Below are 18515 nucleotides of genomic sequence, written 5' to 3' on the forward strand. Positions count from 1 at the left end.
CCTGGCCTGCGCCCGGTCGAGGGGCAGCATCGGATGCCCGGTGCGCGTCATGATGTCCTCATGCCCGAGGCCGACAACCGCCCTGTCATCGCCATCTGCGCACCGGAGCACGCCGACGTCCTGGAGCGTGAGTTCTTCCGATACACGGCCGACTACGACGTGCACCTGCACACCACCTCGGTCGCGATGACGGCTGACCTTGCCACCCTGGTCGCGCAGGAGCGCCCGATCGCGCTGCTCGTCACCGAGTCGGTGCTGCCGGGCGTGCCCTTCTTCGAGACCGCGGGGACGTGGCGCTCGATCGTCCCGACGGCACGGCGGGTGGTCTGCGCCCACGTCGATCACTTCCTGCGCCAGTCCCCCGAGTTCCGTCCCGGCCTGGCACTGGGCAAGTACGACGCGTTCCTGCTCACCCCGCGCGGCGCACGCGACGAGGAGTTCCACACCGCGATCACCGAGCTGCTCAGCGATTGGGGCTCGACCGTCGTCGACCCCGAGGTCGCCTCGGCCAAGATCATCACCGAGGGCAACGACCCGCTCGTGGTCGCGATCCGCGACTACCTCGAGCGGATGGGGATGCCTGCGCACACCTACTCCCCCGACTCCGAGGTCGGTCGCCACATCCTCGACCAGCTCGCCACCGATGGCGGCGACATCACGCTTCCGGTGGTGTGGTCGATGAACCGCCAGTCCGGCCCGGTGAGCAGCGTGCGCGAGGTCGCGACCCGCTTCTACGGTCGCCCCGAGCAGATCGCCGCCGACGGCGACGTGAAGGACCTCGTCGTGGTCGGCGCCGGCCCGGCCGGTCTCGCGGCCGCCGTCTACGGCTCCTCGGAGGGGCTCTCGACGGCGGTGATCGAGGCCGAGGCGATCGGCGGCCAGGCCGGTACCTCGTCCATGATCCGCAACTACCTCGGCTTCCCGCGCGGCATCTCCGGCATGCGGTTGGCGCAGCGCGCCCGCAACCAGGCGATCCGCTTCGGCACCCAGTTCGCCACCGGCTGGCCGGTCACCTCGCTGGTCCCGGGGCGGGACGGCGCACCGCACACGCTCGTCACCGACGGCGGCTCGATCCAGGCCCGCGCGCTCGTCATCGCCACCGGTGTCGAGTACCGACGGCTCGCGGTCGACTCGGTCGAGGAATGGGTCGGCAAGGGCGTCCACTACGGCGCGGCCGCCAGCTCGGCGCGGTCGATGGCCGGACGCGACGTGTACGTCGTCGGCGGGGGAAACTCCGCAGGTCAGGCCGCGATCCACCTGGCCCGGTTCGCCCGCTCGGTCACCATCCTCGTCCGCCGCAGGGGGCTCGAGGAGACGATGTCGGACTACCTGATCCGCGAGATGTCATACAGTCCGCGGATCACGGTCAGACCCTGCTCCGAGGTCGTCGGCGCCGGCGGTGACACCGCCCTCGAGACGATCTCGATCCGCGACGTCGAGACCGGAGCGGTGCAGGACGCCGGGTGCGCGGGGCTCTACCTCCTGCTCGGCGCCCAGCCCAACTGCGACTGGCTGCCCGACGAGATCTGTCTCGACGCCAGCGGCTTCGTGCAGACCGGACGTGACGTGCCGACGGAGTTCTGGTCCGCCGGGCTGCCGCCGGAGAGCCTGGCGACCTGCGTCGCGGGCATCTTCAGCGTCGGCGACATCCGGGCCGGGTCGATGAAGCGGGTCGCGTCGGCCTCCGGCGAGGGCGCCTCCGTCGTGCCCCTCGTCCACCAGTACCTCGCCTCGCTCGTACCGGCCGCCGCGGTTGGGGCGCCTCGCTAGGGTGAAACCGAGGGGAGTACCTCACCAAGCTCTTCCGGTCAGTACGGCGGCTCCACGGTCGCCTCGGAGGACGCCTCGCGACCAGCGCGCGAGGTGAGGAAGACCTCAGACGCATCCGTCTGAGGAGACCAACGATGATCACCAGCATCGCCTCCCCCACGCTGTGGGCGCTCACCATCGCCGGCGTGGTCGCCCTGCTCGCGCTCGACCTCGCCCTCACCCGCCGACCACACGAGGTCACCATGCGCGAGGCGATCGCGTGGTCGGCGTTCTACCTCGCCCTGCCGATCGCGTTCGGCGTCTGGCTCTGGATCAGCCACGGCCAACAGACCGGGACGGAGTTCTACGCCGGCTACCTCGTCGAGAAGTCGCTGAGCGTCGACAACCTCTTCGTCTTCATGCTGCTGCTGGGCGCCTTCGCCGTGCCGAGCGAGCAGCAGCAGAAGGTCCTGCTCTACGGCATCGCCGGCGCCCTGGTGCTGCGCGGTGTCTTCATCGCCGTCGGCGCGGCCGCGCTGGCGCGCTACGACGTGATCTTCCTGCTCTTCGGAGCGGTCCTGGTCGCGACCGGGCTCAAGCTGCTGCGCGACACCGTCCGCGGCGTCTCGCACACGCTCGATCCCGACCGGATGCGGATCGTCCGGCTGGCCCGCCGGATCGGGCTGACCCCGTTCGCTGTGGTCGTGGTCGCCGTCCTGGCGACCGACTTCGTGTTCGCCGTCGACTCGGTCCCCGCGGTCTACGGCATCACCGGCGACCCGTACCTCGTCTTCGTCACCAACGCCTTCGCGCTGCTCGGCCTGCGGGCGCTCTACTTCGTGCTCCGCGGCGCGCTCTCCCGACTCGCCCACCTCGGCTACGGGCTGGCGATGATCCTGATCCTCATCGGCGCCAAGCTCGCCCTGCACTGGGCGCACGGGCGCTGGCACGGTGTGCCGGAGATCCCCACCATGGCCTCGCTGGGCGTGATCGTCGCGATCCTGGCCGTCACGGTCGTGACGAGCCTGCTGGCCGGGCGCAACGCGGCTCCTGCGGATCCGGTCCACGCGCCGGAGCCGGTCGAGCCCGTCGAGGCGGTCAGGCCCCGACGTACTGCGCCAGGTGCTGACCGGTGAGCGTCGATCGCTCGGCGACCAGCTCCGCGGCTGTGCCCTCGAAGACGATCCGGCCGCCGTCGTGGCCGGCTCCGGGGCCGAGATCGATGATCCAGTCGGCGTGCGCCATCACCGCCTGGTGGTGCTCGATCACGATCACCGACCTCCCGTCGTCGACGAGCCGGTCGAGCAGGCCGAGAAGGTTGTCGACGTCGGCCAGGTGCAACCCGGTGGTCGGCTCGTCGAGCACGATCACCTCGGCGTCCGCGGAGCCGAGGTGGGCGGCGAGCTTGATCCGCTGGCGCTCCCCGCCGGACAGCGTGGTCAGCGGTTGACCCAGCTTGATGTAGCCGAGCCCCACGTCCACCAGGGTCGCCAGGATCTTCGACGCTGCGGGTGTCCTCGCCTCGCCGTCGGCGAAGAACGCCGCAGCGTCGGCGACCGAGAGGTCGAGCACCTCGGCGATGTTGAGCCCACCGAGCCGGTACTCCAGTACGGCGGCCTGGAAGCGCTTGCCGCCGCAGTCCTCGCACGGGCTGGCCACCGTCTCCATGAAGCCGAGCTCGGTGTAGATCATCCCGTTGCCGTTGCAGGTCGGGCAGGCGCCCTCGGAGTTGGCCGAGAAGAGCGCCGGCTTCACCCCGTTGGCCTTCGCGAACGCCTTGCGGATCGGCTCGAGCAGGCCGGTGTACGTGGCCGGGTTGGAGCGACGGGAGCCCTTGATCGCGCCCTGGTCCACCGTGATCACCGACCCGGTCGGCAGGTGGCCGTGGATGAGCGACGACTTGCCGGAGCCGGCGACGCCGGTGACGACGCAGAGCACACCCGTAGGGATGTCGACGTCGACCGCGCGCAGGTTGTGGGTGTCGGCGCCACGGATCTCGAGCCGTCCCGACGGCGTCCGTACGGCCTCCTTCAGCCGCGCCCGGTGATCGAGGTAGCGATCGGTCAGCGTCCCCGAGGACCGCAGCCCCTCGACGGTGCCCTCTAAGCAGACAGTGCCGCCCGCCGCGCCGGCTCCGGGACCGAGGTCGACGACCCGGTCGGCGATCGCGATCGTCTCCGGCTTGTGCTCGACGACGAGCACGGTGTTGCCCTTGTCGCGCAGGTCGAGCAGGAGCTTGTTCATCCGCTCGATGTCGTGCGGGTGCAGTCCGACGGAGGGCTCGTCGAAGACGTACGTCACGTCGGTCAGCGCCGAGCCGAGGTGGCGGACCATCTTGGTCCGCTGGGCCTCTCCCCCGCTCAGCGTCCCCGACGGGCGGTCCAGCGAGAGGTACCCGAGCCCGATCTCGGTGAAGGCGTCGAGGAGCCGCAGGATCGTCGCGACCAGCGGCGCCACGCCCGGATCGTCGACCGTGCGCAGCCAGTCGCCGGCGTCGGTGATCTGCATGGCGCAGACGTCGGCGATGGAGCGCCCGCCGATCAGCGAGGAGCGGGCCGGGTCGTTGAGCCGCGTCCCGTCGCACGAGGGACAGGTCTTGAACACCGCGGCCCGCTCGACGAACGCCCGGATGTGCGGCTGCAGCGCGTCGACGTCCTTGGCGAACATCGACTTGCGGATCTTCGGGATCAGGCCGTCGTAGGTGACGTTGATGCCCTTCGCCTTGATCTTCGTCGTCTGCTTGTAGAGCAGGTCGTGGCGCTCCTTGTCGGAGTAGTCGCGGATCGCCTTGTCCGGGTCGACGAAGCCGGACTCGATGAAGGTCGCCACCATCCAGCCGTCGGCGGTGTAGCCAGGGACCAGGATGGCCCCCTCGCGCAGCGACTTCGACTCGTCGATGATCACCGACAGATCGAGGTCGGAGATGGTGCCGCGACCCTCGCACTCGGCGCACATGCCGCCGAGGTAGACCGCGTCCTTGACGATCTTCTTCTCGCCGTTCGGTCCGGTCATCACCCCGCTGGCCCGCGTGGTGGGGATGTTGAACGAGAAGGCGGTCGGACCGCCGATGTACGGATCCCCGAGCCTGCTGAAGAGCGAGCGCAGCATGGCGTTCGCGTCGGTCACGGTGCCCAGCGTGGAGCGCGGGTTCGCGCCGAGCCGCTCCTGGTCGACGATGATCGCGGTGGTCAGGCCCTCGAGCGCGTCCACCTCAGGGCGGGGCAGATTCGGCATGAAGCCCTGCACGAACGTCGAGTACGTCTCGTCGATCAGCCGTCGTGACTCGGCCGCGATGGTGCCGAACACCAGCGACGACTTGCCCGACCCGGAGACACCGGTGAACACCGAGAGCCGCCGCTTCGGGATCTCGATGCTCAGATCCCTGAGGTTGTTCTCCCGCGCACCCTGCACCCGGATGACGTCATGGCTGTCGGCTCGCACGGGGCGAGCCTAGCCAGCCCTCCGGGTGCGGGGCGGGGCGTCAGCGCCAGCCGAGGGCGGGCGCGACGTGCTCGAGGATGTTGCCCAGCAGCTTGGCGTTGTAGTCGACGCCGAGCTGGTTGGGCACGGTCAGCAGCAGGGTGTCGGCAGCGGCGATCGCCTCGTCGTCCTTGAGCTGCTCGACGAGCTTGTCCGGCGAAGCCGCGTACGTGCGGCCGAAGACCGCCCGCATGTTGTCGAGCTGCCCGACCTGGTCGCGGCTCTCGCCCTCTCCGCCGAAGTACATGTCGTCGATGTCGTCGACGATCGGCATGATGGAGCGGCTCACCGAGACCCGGGGCGTCCCGACGTGCCCGGCCTCCGCCCAGGCCTCCCGGTAGCCCTCGATCTGCTTGCGCTGCTGGACGTGGAACGGCTCGCCGGACTCGTCCTCCTTGAGCGTCGAGGACTGGAGGTTCATGCCGAGTCTCCCGGCCCAGCGGGCGGTCGAGTCGGAGCCGGCGCCCCACCAGATCCGCTGGCGCAGCGTCTCCGAGTGCGGCTCGAGCCGCAGCAGGCCCGGCGGGTTGGCGAACATCGGGCGTGGGTTCGGCTGGGCGAACCCCTCCCCCGTGAGCATCTGCAGGAAGACCTCGGTGTGCCGGCGAGCCATGTCGGCATCCGTCTCGCCCTCGGCGGGCTGGTAGCCGAAGTAGCGGTAGCCGTCGATGACCTGCTCCGGGCTCCCCCGCGAGATGCCGAGCTGCAGCCGGTGCCCGGCGATCAGGTCAGCGGAGCTGGCGTCCTCGAGCATGTAGAGCGGGTTCTCGTAGCGCATGTCGATGACGCCGGTGCCGATCTCGATGCGCGAGGTCCTGGCCCCGATCGCGGCGAGCAGCGGGAACGGCGAGGAGAGCTGGCGGGCGAAGTGGTGCACCCGGAAGTACGCGCCGTCGGCGCCCACCTCCTCGGCCGCGACGGCCAGGTCGATCGACTGGAGCAGGACGTCGGAGGCCGACCGCGTCGCCGACTGCGGCGACGGCGACCAGTGCCCGAAGGAGAGGAAACCGATCTTCTTCACAACTGATTAAACCATCAACCATCCTGGGAATTCCCGGCCGATCATGCTTCATATCGCCGATATGGGGCATGACACAGAGAGGGACTCCGGGCGCGAAGGTCCCGGGACCCCTCAGATTTCCCGTCTCCAGGTCGATCCGACCGTCATCCGCAGATCGCCACCGAAGCACCAGCCGAGGCCCGTCATGCAGATCAACCGTCACCGCGACCGTGCGCTCGGCCGCCCCGTCGCGCTCCTCGCCGCCGCCGCGGTCGGCGTCAGCCTGACCGTTGCCGGCGCCGCTGCCGCGAGCGCGGCCGACGACCCGACCCTGGGCACGCAGACCGCCGTCGCGACGCCGGCTGTCGTCTCCGCCCAGCAGCTGATCGACTCGGTCGGCGTCAACGTGCACATGTCCTACGACGACACCAGCTATGCCGACCCGGGCCGGGTGCTGACCCTGCTGAGGAACCTCGGCGTACGGCACGTCCGCGACGGCCTGGTGGCGAACCGACCCGACCAGGTGACGGCGCTGCGACGGCTCGGTGCCGCGGGCATCGGCTCCGAGCTGATCCTCAGCGGCACCACCGGATCGGGCGGCCCCCAGGTCGACCCCGACCAGCTCTCCGAGCTCACCCAGCTCGCGACGAGCACCGAGGCGGTCGAGCCGACCAACGAGTACGACTGCTCCGGCGACTCGGCCTGGTCCGCCCACCTCCACACCTACGCCGGGCAGCTGCTCCAGGCGATGCGGTCGACGCCCGCCCTCTCCCCGCTCGGGCTGTTGGCCCCGGCCTTCTGCCGACCCGACTCGGTGGACCAGTACGGAGCCGCGACGAGCGCGGCCAGCGTCAGCAACGCGCACGAGTACCCCGGCGGGCAGACCCCCGAGCTCGCCGCCGAGGGCCGGCTCCCGGTCTGGTCCGCGACCCAGGGCCCGCGCATGCCGCAGGTGGTCACCGAGACCGGCTTCAGCGACATCCAGAACAGCGCCTACCCCGCCCTGTCGAGCCAGACCGCGATCGCCGACGACGTGGTCCGCTCCCTGCTCGAGAACAAGCGGCTCGGCGTGGCCCGCACCTATCTCTACGAGCTGCTCGACGAGAAGCCCGACCCCTCCCAGACCGACCCGGAGCAGCACTTCGGGCTGGTCGCGAACGACGGCACCCCGAAGCCCGCCTACACCGCGGTGCAGAGCCTGCTGCGCGACATCGGGCGTACGAGCGACGCCGACACGGTCGCACCGGGCAGCGGCACCGCGCCGTATGCCGTCTCGCTCGCCGGCGGCGGCAGCCTGCTGCGCTCGCTCGTCACCGTCGACCCGAACGGCGGCGGCCAGACCGTCGCGCTGTGGCTCGCCGCTCCGTCCGGCACCGCGGCCACCTCGGTCCGTGTCTCCCTCTCCGCGCCCGTGACCGCCACCGCCCAGCGTCCCTCACGCGGCAACACGGCGACACCGCTGGGCAGCGGCAGCAGCTTCGACGTGCCGGTCGACGGCGCCGTGACCCTCGTCCACGTCGGTCCTGGCACGAGTGGCACCGCGTCGACCTGCATGAGCAATGCCGGCTACGCCGCCACGGCAGCCACGCTGGGTGCCACCGTGGTGAGCCCGCTGAGCGCCTCGGCCTGGGCCGGTGCCCCGTCGCCATCCTCCGACCTTCCCGCCTGGCTGCCCGCCGGCGGCGCCACCATCGGCTCGCGCGGCCAGCAGATCCACGTCCCCGTGCCCGGCTCGCCCACGACTTGGACCGTGGGGGTGTGGGCCAAGGTCGCCCGCGGCTCGGCGGCCGGCGTGCCGTTCCTGCACGCCATCGGCGTGTCCGGCGCTCTGCTGCGCACCTACGACCTCACCCACGACGTGCCCTCGCACGTCCAGATCAGCGCGTACGGTCCCGCGGGCGGTGGCGCGCCGGGTGCGGAGACGTTCGGCCAGCTCGTGCCCGGGTCCTGGCACTTCCTCACCCTTGCCGCGGGAGTGAGCTCGACGACCCTCTACGTCGACGGCATCGCCGCCGGTACCGTCGCCAGCACCGCCACGGCGCTGACCGGTCTCGAGCTCGGCTCGCTGGACGGATCCATCGGAGGAGGGTTCCGCGGCGACCTGGCCGCCCTGACGGTCTTCCCGAGCGCGCTCCCGGCCACCTCGGTGTCGGCGCTCGCGACGGCCGCCGCCCGACCGTGCGACACGGCGCCGGCTCACACCGCGCTCGTCACCCGCGCATCGTCGCAGCACCGGAAGCGCCACCACCCGAAGGCGGGTCACCGACACCGCCATCACGCCCACAAGCGCGCCTGATCCCTGGCATGCTGACGCCGTGCGCACGGGGAGCTCGGATCCGCAGCAGCACGATGAGCGGGCGCGCCGCCGCGGCTGGCTGTTGCTCGTGGTGGTGGTGATCGCGATCGCGGTGCTCAGCACGGTGCCGATCTGGCGGGACCACGACGGCCGCGCCGAGAGCGACGCGGTCCGGCCGGCACTTCCCGTCGGCCTCAACCTCGGGCGCCAGCTGGTCGGCGCGAACGAGCGCGAGGTCGATGCCGCGATGGATGACGTCGTCAGCATGGGGGCCGGCTGGGTCCGGGTCGACTTCGCGTGGACCGACCTCGAGCCCCGCCGTGGCACGTACGCGTGGTCGACCACCGACCGGATCGTCGCCGCGGCCACCGCCCGGCACCTCCAGGTGCTCGCGTTGCTCACCTACACGCCGGCCTGGGCGCGGGCGAGCGGCTGCGAGCGGTTCGCCTGCCCGCCGGCGTCGGCCGCCGCGTTCGCGGACTTCGCGTCCGACACGGTCGCCCGCTACGCACCACGCGGCGTGACCAGCTACCAGCTCTGGAACGAGCCGAACATCGATCTCTTCTGGCCTCACCCCGACGCGGCTGCGTACGGACGGCTGCTGGCCGCCGCCGTCCCGGCGATGCGCGCCCAGCACGCGCCGCTGCGCATCCTCTTCGGCGGTCTCGCGTACACGACGGCCGACGGCGACGGGATCGCGCCGGCGACCTTCGCCGCCCGGGCCTGTGCCGACCACGCATGCGACGTCGACGGCGTCGGCTACGACCCGTACACCTATCCGGACGCGCCCACCGCGACGGGCGACGCCACCACGCCGTGGAGCCTGTTGGAGCCCGGCGGCGCGCTGCGCGACGGCGTGGACCGGGCGATCGGGAGCGACGTGCCGATCTGGGTGACCGAGTTCGGTGCGCCGGTCCTGCTGCCCGGTGAGCCCGCGGGCCGCGCGGTCACCGAGCAGCAGCAGGCGGCGATCGTCGGCGCCGGCCTCACCCTCGCGCGCCAGGACCCGCTCGTCGGCGGCTTCTTCCTCAACGCCTGGCGCGACGATGCGGGCGCCGACTCCTCCACCGGACGCTTCGGGCTGTGGCGCGCCGACGGCAGCGCGCGTCCGGCCGTCGGCGAGGTGGCCCGGCTGCTCGCTCAGTCGAGCAGCGACCGGTAGGCGGTCGCCGAGCGCGCCGCGATCTCGTCCCACTCGTAGTGCGCGGCCGTCGCGCGGGCGCCGGCGGCGTAGGTGGCCCGGTTCTCGAGGATCAGCTCGGCAGCGTCGGCCACGTCGTGCGGCCGGTTCTCGCACACGACACCGTTGACGCCGTCCTCGACCAGGTGCCGGGCGAAGTTGTCCGGATGGCTCGAGGTCACGACCGGCGTCCCCATCGCGAGCGCCTCCAGCCCCACCATGCCGAACCCCTCGCGCTCGGAGGGGAAGAGCACCACGTCCGCGGCCGCCATCGCGAGCAGCACGTCGCGGTGCTCGGGCAGGAAGTCGATCATCTCGACGGATGACGGTGCCACGCTCGCGGCGTGTGCCCGCAGGGCGTCCGCGGCCGGACCGGCGCCGATCACCCGGAGCCGCACGTCGTGCCCCCTGGCCACCAGCTCGGCACAGGCGTCGATCGCCACGTCGACGCGCTTGTGATCCAGGAGCCGGCCCGCGCAGAGCAGCTCGATGCACTCCCCCGGCGCGTACGCCGGCGCGTCGGGCAGGCTGGCGATCTCGATGCCGGGCGTGATCAGCGAGACGCTGGTCCCGCCTGCGGCCCGGACCCGTTCGGCGGTGCCCGCCGAGACCGCGACGACGTGGTCGGGCAGCAGCGCGGCGGTCCGCTCGACCGCTGCCGCGAGGTGTCCGGCGAGGCCGAGGTAGCGCACCCAGTAGTCACGACCCCAGAACTCGTGCCACGTCACCGCCATCGGGCGCCGGCGCACCCAGGCGACGAGCCGGGCCGGGAAGAGCTGGAGGAACGGGATCGCGTCCACCTCGAGGACGTCGAAGCGGCGGGTGAGCATCCGGAAGGTGGCCAGCGCGAACATCACCGCCTGCAGGACCGAGCGACGACCGCCGGCGTAGAGCGGCACCAGCGGCATCAGGGCGTGGAACGTGACACCGTCGCGCACGATCGTCCGCGGACCCTCCCACCACTGCATCGTGTGGACGTGGACGTCGACGTCGTGGTCTCCGGCCAGCCGGCTCCAGAGCTCGGCCTGCCGCTGCTCCTTGCCGCCGGTGTGCCACGGCGCCACCGCGTCGGTCACCACGGCCAGTCGCAGCCGGCGGACGGGTCGCGCCAGGAGCGCGAGGGTACGGGCGCGCTGGTGGGCCCACGACCAGCTGTGCTCGGCCGCGGCGCGTCCCTGCGTGCCGAGCCGCGCCGCGAACGGCGGGTCGTTGAGCACCGCGCGCAGCGCGGTGGCCAGCGCGAGCGGGTCTCCGGGCGGCACCAGGAGCCCGTCGACGCCGTCACGCACGACGTGCGGGATGCCCCCGACCGCCGAGGCGACGACGGGCGTGCCACAGGCCATCGCCTCGACCAGCACCATCCCGAAGGACTCCGCGTCGGTGAGCGAGGGCAGGGCGAGCACGCCGACGCCGGACAGCACCGAGGCGACGTCGCAGGGGTCGAGCTCGCCGTGCCAGGTGATGCGTCCGGCGATGCCGAGCCGGTCGGCCTGCGCCTGCAGCGCCGGGACGAGATCGCCGCCGCCGACGATCTCGAGCCGGGCGTCCGGGACCTGGGCGAGCGCTTCCAGCAGGACGTGCACGCCCTTCCAGCGCGAGCTCTCCTTGAGCACCCCGACGTACCCGATCGTGCGCGGACGCAGGCTGGCGCACGGCCCGCGTCGGAAGGTGGCGAGGTCGACGCCGGGCGTGATCACCTCGGCCCGCGGGTCCCGGGCGACCAGCGCGGACGGCGAGGCGGCCACCAGCGCGCCCGCGCGGGCCATGATGCGGGGCAGCACATGGCGCTCGTACGCCAGCAGGAGGCGGTCGACCGGTCCGCGCCCGCCGCGCTTGGCCATCGAGCCGGCGTGATAAGTCAGCACACTCGGGCGACGGCCCGCCGCGAGGATCGCGAGGTCGGGCAGGCCCGGCACCGGCGCGTGCGCGTTGACCGCGTCGACCCGCAGTCGACGCAACAGCCACCGGAGCTGGAACCACCACAGCGGGTTGATCGGGGTGTTGGAGAGCGTCAGCCAGGTGCCGAGCAGCAGCACCACCACGCCGTCGATGCGCTCGCGCCGGATGCCGCGCCCCGGATGGGTGCTGATCACGACGACGTCGTGGTCCGGCGAGTCGCGCAGCCAGCGCGCCACCTGCCAGGCGTACGCCTGCAGGCCGCCCACCTGCGTCATTCGTGGCGCCACCACGGCGACCTTCCAGGGCCTGCTCATCCGAGCGCCTCCTCCAGCAGCGGCCGGGCCGCCGTACGCGGCATCCGGGTCATCGCCAGCGAGACCGCTCCTCCGGCGGTCTGCCCGATCCACCACCCGAGGGCCACCCCGGCCAGGCCGTGCTGGGCGCCCCAGGCGACGGCGGCCAGGGTGAGGGCCGTCGAGAGGAGCTGTGCCAGCACCATCGTGCGGCCCGAGGCGATCAGCCGCAGCCGCATCGCGACCCAGTAGTTGAGCGCCACGCCGCTGGAGCCGAGGGCGAGCAGGCGGAGCGCCGCCAGGCCGGAGTCCGCGTAGTGCGCGCCGAAGACCGCGAGCAGCACCGGAGCGGCGAGCACCAGCAGGCCGGCGCCGATCACGACCGATGCGGCCATCGTCCGTGCGCCGCGCTGCGCGATCGCCCGATGCGCGGCAGGGTTGCGCTCGGCCTCGGCGTACATCGCGTTGCCCACGGTGTAGACCGCGTGGTTGAGCAGGTTCGCCACCTGGAAGCTGATGAAGAAGACGGCATTGGCGCCCGCGCCCATCGTGTTGATCACGATCAGCGGCAGCACCAGCTGCGGCGCGATCAGCAGCCCGTTGACCACGTAGCCCGACGCCGCCAGTCCGCGGGCGCCTCCGAAGCCGGGTGAGGGTCGCAGCGTCGGCCGATCGGGCAGCCGGCGCAGGATCACCGCAAGGCTCACCGCGGCGGCGAGCACGCTGGTCGCACCGAGCACGCCGAAGATCCGGAACGCGCCCGCCCCGGCGAGGGTGAGGGGCAGTGCCATCCGCACCGCCCCGGTCAGCACGCCGTTCACCCACAGGTTCGCCCGGACCCGGTCGAGGGCCAGGAAGAGGCTGTCGGTGAGCTGGTTGACGGCGGTGGCGGCGACCAGGAGCGCGAAGACCGGAGCCAGTGCCCAGCCGAGCGCGCGGGCCACGTCCGGTGCCAGGGCGGGCACGAGCCCGGCGTACGCCAGCGCGAGCACGAGCCCTGCGACGCCGACCAGGAGGCTGGCGGTGACGGCGTCGCTGGCCGGCCGGGTGCTGCTCGACATCGAGCGCAGCAGGCTCACGTTGAGGCCGAGCTGGGCGAAGAAGGCGAGCGCCTCCGCGGCGGCGACCAGGGTGCTGGCAACACCGACCTCGTCCGGCTGGGCGAGGCGTGCGACGACGATCCAGAAGACCGTTCCGGCCCCGGCCATCAGCAGGGTGGTCAGCACCATCACCAGCGCGTTGCCCACCACCGGGTCCGCGAGGACGGCACGCCCGCGGGCCAGCAGGTCGGGGCGTAGGTCGGGGCGCAGGTCGGGGCGTACGTGTGGACTCATCGATAGATCTCCGCATCGCCGGAGCTGTAGACCAGGTCGAGGCGCCGGTCGAGGACGTCGCGCGGATAGCGGTAGGTCAGCAGATCGCCGGAGAAGAAGACGGTCCCGCGTCCGTGCCGCGCGGTCTGCTTGGTGAGGAAGACGAACTCGCCGCGACGCTGCGCGACCGGGAGGAAGTCGTTGGTGACCACGCTGTCCTGCGGCAGCCGGGTCTGCAGCCGGGTGATCGAGACGATGTCGCTCGCGGCCACGAAGGGCAGGTCGCTGGCGGCGAGCTGGGTGCCGAGCCAACGGGTCGCGGCCACCTCGGGCGAGTCGGCGTAGAGCAGGTCGTAGTAGGGACCCGAGTTGGCCTGTGAGATCACGCCCGGCGTGCCGCCCACGGTCGCCGCGACGGCACCCGTGAGGCTCACGCCGAGCAGCACGAGGACCCCGGCGGTGCCGGCGTACGCGTGCCGTGCCCGGACGAAGAGCGTCATCAGGCCGACGCCGACGAGCGGCGCCGCCATCAGCAGCGCCTGCTGGAAGGCGCGGAGCACGCCGTAGTCGGCGGAGAGGCCGGGGACCGCCACGATCACGCCGACGGCTCCGAGGCTGCCGAGCACCAGCCACACCTGCTCGTCCCAGACCCGGCCCGAGGCGCGCACCTTGATCCACAGTGCCACCAGCCCGACGACCAGCAGCAGCTCCAGCGCGAGTCCGGCGGCTGCCCGCAGCGCGAGGCTGCCGTGCGCGACCGGGATGCCGATCGCGTCGAGGGCGCGGCCCAGGGCGGTGAGCTCGGTCGGGGGCACCTCGGTCAGCGGGGGCTGCGCGGCGTCCGGCGCGGTCACGGCCGGGACGACGTACTGCCCCGGCGAGGCGGCGCGCGCCTGCAGCAGACCGTCGTAGTAGTCGTCGAACCGGTCCTGCGCGCTCGGCCCTCCCCCGCCGATGAACTTCAGGTCCGAGGAGCCGACGACCGACTTGCCCTCGATCAGGCTGGTGGTGAGATCGGTGATCGTGTCGGCGAGGTGACCCCCGGAGTGGGTGACCGGCGTGCTCCAGGTCCAGGCGGCAGCGGCCAGCACCGCAACCACGCCGGGTGCCAGCAGGGTGAACGTCACCCGGCCGCCGCGGGGGCGGTGGCGGCCGACGGAGCCCGGCCGACGCTGCCGCCACGTCCGGGCCAGCCACGGCAGCACCCGCGAGCCGATCAGGCTGAGCACCAGCGTCGCGATCAGCATGTACGTCGTCGAGTAGTGCGAGAGCACCACCCCGACGCCGAAGACCAGCGTCAGGCACTGGCGCACGGGGGTCGGGTACGTGCTGGCGCCGGCCGCCAGCAGGGCGAGCGCGACGAACAGGAACGCCGTCTCCTGACGGGTCAGGTAGGGCATGTCGGTGAGGAACGTCGGGAAGACGACGAAGAACGCCGCCCCGAGCAGTGCCGCCAGCGGCGTGACGATCCGCCTGCCGGCCGCGTACACGACGACCGGGACGAGCGCGAAGATCAGCTGGTCGACGACCTTGAAGACGACCACGCCGCTGACGCCCATCACCTGGCCGAGGACGGTCGGCAGGATGTTCACGCTGAGGCAGGCGTGGTAGGCCGACTCGTACTGGTCCATCGACCAGTGCCGGGCCTCGAAGGTGCGGGTGTAGGAGAGGTACTCGTTCTGGATGTCGTGCCCGACGATGTACCAGCCGCGCAGCGAGGTGCCGAGCAGCAGCGCCAAGCCGCTGAGATAGATCGTCGCGACCGTACGGCGCGGCGCGATCCCCACCAGCACGGCGGCGGCGAGGGCGGCGATCGCCAACACGTGTGCCACCACCGCAACCGCACCGGAGTAGCCGTTGTTGAGCCGGATCGCCCCGCCGATCGCCAGCACCAGCGCGATCACGGCCAGCGCCACCTCGGGGGCGATCCGCGAGCGCCATGCTGCGGCCGCAGCGCTCGAGACCTGCCGGCGCCACCGCGAGGGCCGGACGAGCGTGACCCGGGTCGAGGCGGCGAGCACGAGCAGTACGTCGGCGATGCCGGAGGCGAGCAGCAGGGTGCGCTCCTCGAGCGGCCGGTCGTCGCCCCACCACGGCAGCGCCGTGTTGAGCGCCAGCGCTACCACGATCACGCCGAGCAGCGTCAGGCCGAAGGCGAACAGCCGCGCGACCAGCCGATCCTCCATCGCCCGGAAGAGCCACGCCGACAGGACGTACGTCGGCACGCCGAGCAGCACGGCCGCGCCGAGGAGCGGTCGCAGCACCGGCACCGACATGCCGGCGAGGAGCACGCCCGTACCGGCCAGCACCAGCAGCAGCGGCAGTACCGCCCGGGCGAGCCAGCGGCCGGCGGTGCCCACGCCGCGCATCACGTCGTCCGGCGGGCAGCGGGCGAGGCCAGCACGCGCTGGGGCATGGCGAGGAAGTCGCGCAGCGCCTCGTCGACGTGCTTGCGCGGCCACACGTCGGGGTTGAACGCCGCGCTGATCGCCAGGCGTCCGCCGAGCTCGACGGCCTGGAGCACGATCGAGTCCGGGCCGTTGGGGTGGCTGAAGGTCGCGATGAAGCTCTCGCCCGGCCGCGCCCCGGGGACCATCGAGACGGTGTGCTCGCCGAAGTAGGAGACGGTCAGTCGCGGAGCGCCGGTCGCGGCCGCGGTGGGGCCGTGGGTGTCGGTGCGGTGGCGCCCGCGGCCGCGCAGGGAGGCGAGCGAGTAGCTCGGCAGGCCCCGGCGGCGGACCTCGGTCATCGCCGCCGAGATCGCCACCGGGTCGTGATCGTCGGACGGCCGGACGTAGATGCCGGCCGACCAGTTGCCCCAGAGCGGCGCGCCCTCGCGCTGGGCGCGGCTGTTGTAGAGGCATTCGAAGCCCGGCCGGGCCTCGCTCAGGCAGCGGGCCAGGCCCGCCCGGATCCCGGCGACCACCATCGCGGCCATGCTGGCGCCCGGGTAGAGCCGGGTGCGCAGGTCGCGCACGGCGGCGGTGAAGCGCAGGTCGCTGACCGCCACGACCGTCGTCGGGGTGCGCTCGACGTCGTCGAGTGCGTACGCGCCGCCGGCCAGCGCGCGCCGGTGGCGCAGGACGTACGGCAGCGACGGCAGGCTCCGCGCGACGCCCGCGGCGATGTCCCGGTCCCGCTCCCACGCCGTCGCCACCCGCCAGGGCAGGGGCAGCATGCGCACCTCGTCGGCCTGGCGCAGCAGATGACCGTTGAAGGTGTCGACGGTCAGCCCGTCGCCGAACTCGTGGTCGGCGGTGAACAGCATCCAGTCGTCGCCGACCATCACCGAGAACCGCTGCCTCGGGGACAGGTGCGGCGGCAGCGTGAACCCGAGCTCCGGCGTGATCCGGGGAAGGTCGCTGGCGATGACGTGCAGGTCGAGCCAGGCGTCGAGCTCGTGCGGCCGCACTGGGCGCCAGCGCCCGTCCGGATGGCACCAGCGGCCCACCTGGGGCGAGCGCAGCGCGATCTGACCCAGCGCCCGGCGCACCTGGGCGGCCGGCGGGATGTCCATCCGCATGTAGCCGCGGATGTAGCCCGTGCCGCGCCAGGCCAGGTCGACCGGGTCGCCGTTGCGCCACAGCGCGCTCACGTTCCTGCCCCTGCCCCTGCTCCGTGGCAGTGCAGCACCAGCCGTTCGGGGCGACCGGTGAGGGTGATGGTGATGGTCCGCGGCGCGGTGCCACGCGGCAGCCGAACGCCGAAGATGCCGCGAGTGCCCGGCGCGACGCTGAGCGAGCCGTGCTCGGTGCCGGAGGTCCAGTCGAAGGCAGTGGTGCGATCCAGGTGGCTGGTCAGCGCGACCTGGACGCCCTGGGCGTTCACGTCGCGCGAGCAGGTACGGGCCGCGGTGGGTGAGGCGAAGGCGAGCTCGACGTACGGGGTGGCGAGGCGGTGCGTCGAGACGTACGCCTGGTGGCGCAGCCCCGGGGAGGCGAGGACGCCGGCGGCGACGAGGAGGGCGGCGAGGGCCAGGACGGGCGCGGCTCGAGGAGCCCACGGGCCGCCCGGGCGGCCGGTGGGTGTTGGCGCAGTGGTCATCGAAGAGCCGCGACCGCCGGCATCTCACGCTCCGGGCTGGCGAGCGTGACCACCGCCGCGGTGGCCGCCGCGGGCACGGCGGGATGGTGCATGTAGACCAGGTGGCTCTGGCTGTGGCGCGAGCGCGTGATCACGTCGACGACCAGGCCGATCGCCACGAGGACCGACACCGTGACCACACCCGCGAACTGCGCCTCGACGGTGAGGCCGATGTCGGTCCCGAAGAGGTGCCCGACGTAGGCGAGCAGCACGAAGAGCAGGGCGGTGACGGCGACGAGGCCGGCGTAGAACGGCAGCGGGCGCTCGTAGCGGAACAGCGAGAAGGCCGTGTGCAGGATGCGGCGGCCGTCGCGGAAGGTGTGCAGCTTGGACTCGCTGCCGTCGTGACGGGCGCGGAACCCGACCGGCACCGAGGTACAGGGCACTCGCAGCGTCAGGCAGTGCACGGTCAGCTCGGTCTCGATCTCGAAGCCGCGCGAGGTGGCCGGGAAGCTCTTCACGAACCGCCGGCTGAAGACGCGGTAGCCGCTCAGCATGTCGCGCGCGTTCTGCCCGAACAGTCGGGCCACGACGCCGTTGAGCAGCCGGTTGCCCCACTCGTGGCCGCCCCGATAGGCCTCCTGCGCATCCTCCGGGGTGCGGACGCCGAGGACGTGGTCGTACGGCCCGTCCATCAGCGCCCGGATCATCTGGGGCGCGTGCGCGGCCTCGTAGGTGTCGTCGCCGTCGATCAGGAGATAGATGTCGGCGTCGATGTCGGCGAAGGCACGCCGGACGACGTTGCCCTTGCCGGCGCGGTGCTCCGTACGGACGATCGCACCGGCCCGGCGCGCGATCTCGGCGGTCCCGTCGGTGCTGTTGTTGTCGTAGACGTAGACGTCGATGCCCGGCACGGCGTCCTTGAGGCCCGTGACGACGTGGGCGATCGCCTCGGCCTCGTTGAGGCAGGGCACGATCGCGGCGATCCGGTAGCCGGGGAACATCGGCGCGCTCGGGCGCAGGTTGCGGATCCGTCGCGGAGTCGGCGTCACGGCGCGCTCAGGGCGCGTGATCTCGAACCAACGTGTCAACTCGCTCACGGGGAGGGCTCCGTTCGACGCATGGGTGGCGGGGATCCGAGAGTGACCACTACCTGGAGGACCTGGAGGACCTGGCGCGATCGACCCGTCCAACGAGGACCGCTCCGGTCGGGTGACGGGCCTGCGCGAAACCGGATCGGGTGGGCTAGACCGGTGCTCGGCGTCAGGAGGGGCGGCGCCGT

The 18515-nt window shown here is 72.3% G+C and carries 12 protein-coding genes; 4 read left to right on the forward strand and 8 right to left on the reverse strand.

What is annotated here, in order from left to right; translation table 11 throughout:
- Positions 1 to 60 precede the first annotated feature (60 nt).
- Both ACZ5L9_RS16605 and ACZ5L9_RS16610 read left to right on the forward strand, forming a co-directional pair.
- Entirely contained in the window at positions 61 to 1770 is a 1710-nt protein-coding gene (locus tag ACZ5L9_RS16605) for an NAD(P)/FAD-dependent oxidoreductase (RefSeq protein WP_464529629.1), read from the forward strand.
- A gap of 134 nt (positions 1771 to 1904) precedes the next feature.
- On the forward strand, positions 1905 to 2885 hold the full coding sequence (locus tag ACZ5L9_RS16610) for a TerC family protein (protein ID WP_464529631.1): 981 nt from the start codon (positions 1905 to 1907) through the stop codon (positions 2883 to 2885).
- On the opposite strand, the gene ACZ5L9_RS16615 is transcribed toward ACZ5L9_RS16610, so the two are convergent.
- Both ACZ5L9_RS16615 and ACZ5L9_RS16620 read right to left on the reverse strand, forming a co-directional pair.
- Positions 2848 to 5190, reverse strand: a complete 2343-nt coding sequence (locus tag ACZ5L9_RS16615; RefSeq protein WP_464529632.1) for an ATP-binding cassette domain-containing protein — start codon at positions 5188 to 5190, stop codon at positions 2848 to 2850. The genes ACZ5L9_RS16610 and ACZ5L9_RS16615 overlap by 38 nt on opposite strands.
- A 40-nt stretch (positions 5191 to 5230) precedes the next feature.
- Complete coding sequence (locus ACZ5L9_RS16620) at positions 5231 to 6250, reverse strand: LLM class flavin-dependent oxidoreductase (protein WP_464529634.1); 1020 nt, start codon at positions 6248 to 6250, stop codon at positions 5231 to 5233.
- A gap of 184 nt (positions 6251 to 6434) precedes the next feature.
- Here ACZ5L9_RS16620 and ACZ5L9_RS16625 point away from each other — a divergent pair, with 184 nt between their 5' ends.
- Both ACZ5L9_RS16625 and ACZ5L9_RS16630 read left to right on the forward strand, forming a co-directional pair.
- Positions 6435 to 8525 (forward strand): LamG-like jellyroll fold domain-containing protein, encoded by a 2091-nt coding sequence (locus tag ACZ5L9_RS16625; RefSeq protein ID WP_464529636.1) that lies wholly within the window; start codon positions 6435 to 6437, stop codon positions 8523 to 8525.
- Positions 8526 to 8544: 19 nt separating this feature from the next.
- Positions 8545 to 9687: a cellulase family glycosylhydrolase gene (locus ACZ5L9_RS16630; protein WP_464529640.1), complete on the forward strand. Its 1143-nt coding sequence runs from the start codon at positions 8545 to 8547 to the stop codon at positions 9685 to 9687.
- Here the strand turns inward: ACZ5L9_RS16630 and ACZ5L9_RS16635 are convergent.
- The 6 genes from ACZ5L9_RS16635 to ACZ5L9_RS16660 are packed head-to-tail and all read right to left on the reverse strand — an operon-like array spanning position 9666 to position 18333.
- Positions 9666 to 11918, reverse strand: a complete 2253-nt coding sequence (locus ACZ5L9_RS16635; RefSeq protein WP_464529643.1) for a glycosyltransferase family 4 protein — start codon at positions 11916 to 11918, stop codon at positions 9666 to 9668. The genes ACZ5L9_RS16630 and ACZ5L9_RS16635 overlap by 22 nt on opposite strands.
- Positions 11915 to 13231 carry a lipopolysaccharide biosynthesis protein gene (locus ACZ5L9_RS16640; protein ID WP_464529645.1) on the reverse strand — a complete coding sequence of 439 codons (1317 nt, stop codon included), beginning with the start codon at positions 13229 to 13231 and terminating at the stop codon, positions 11915 to 11917. The genes ACZ5L9_RS16635 and ACZ5L9_RS16640 overlap by 4 nt, the downstream gene beginning before the upstream one ends.
- Complete coding sequence (locus ACZ5L9_RS16645) at positions 13228 to 15579, reverse strand: hypothetical protein (RefSeq protein ID WP_464529649.1); 2352 nt, start codon at positions 15577 to 15579, stop codon at positions 13228 to 13230. Before ACZ5L9_RS16645 ends, ACZ5L9_RS16640 begins: the two co-directional genes overlap by 4 nt.
- Entirely contained in the window at positions 15579 to 16805 is a 1227-nt protein-coding gene (locus ACZ5L9_RS16650) for a hypothetical protein (protein ID WP_464529651.1), read from the reverse strand. The genes ACZ5L9_RS16645 and ACZ5L9_RS16650 overlap by 1 nt, the downstream gene beginning before the upstream one ends.
- Positions 16802 to 17254 (reverse strand): hypothetical protein, encoded by a 453-nt coding sequence (locus ACZ5L9_RS16655; protein WP_464529653.1) that lies wholly within the window; start codon positions 17252 to 17254, stop codon positions 16802 to 16804. The genes ACZ5L9_RS16650 and ACZ5L9_RS16655 overlap by 4 nt, the downstream gene beginning before the upstream one ends.
- Complete coding sequence (locus ACZ5L9_RS16660) at positions 17251 to 18333, reverse strand: glycosyltransferase (protein WP_464529655.1); 1083 nt, start codon at positions 18331 to 18333, stop codon at positions 17251 to 17253. Before ACZ5L9_RS16660 ends, ACZ5L9_RS16655 begins: the two co-directional genes overlap by 4 nt.
- Positions 18334 to 18515: the final 182 nt, after the last annotated feature.

It is taken from the genome of Nocardioides sp. JCM 18998 (assembly GCF_055391535.1).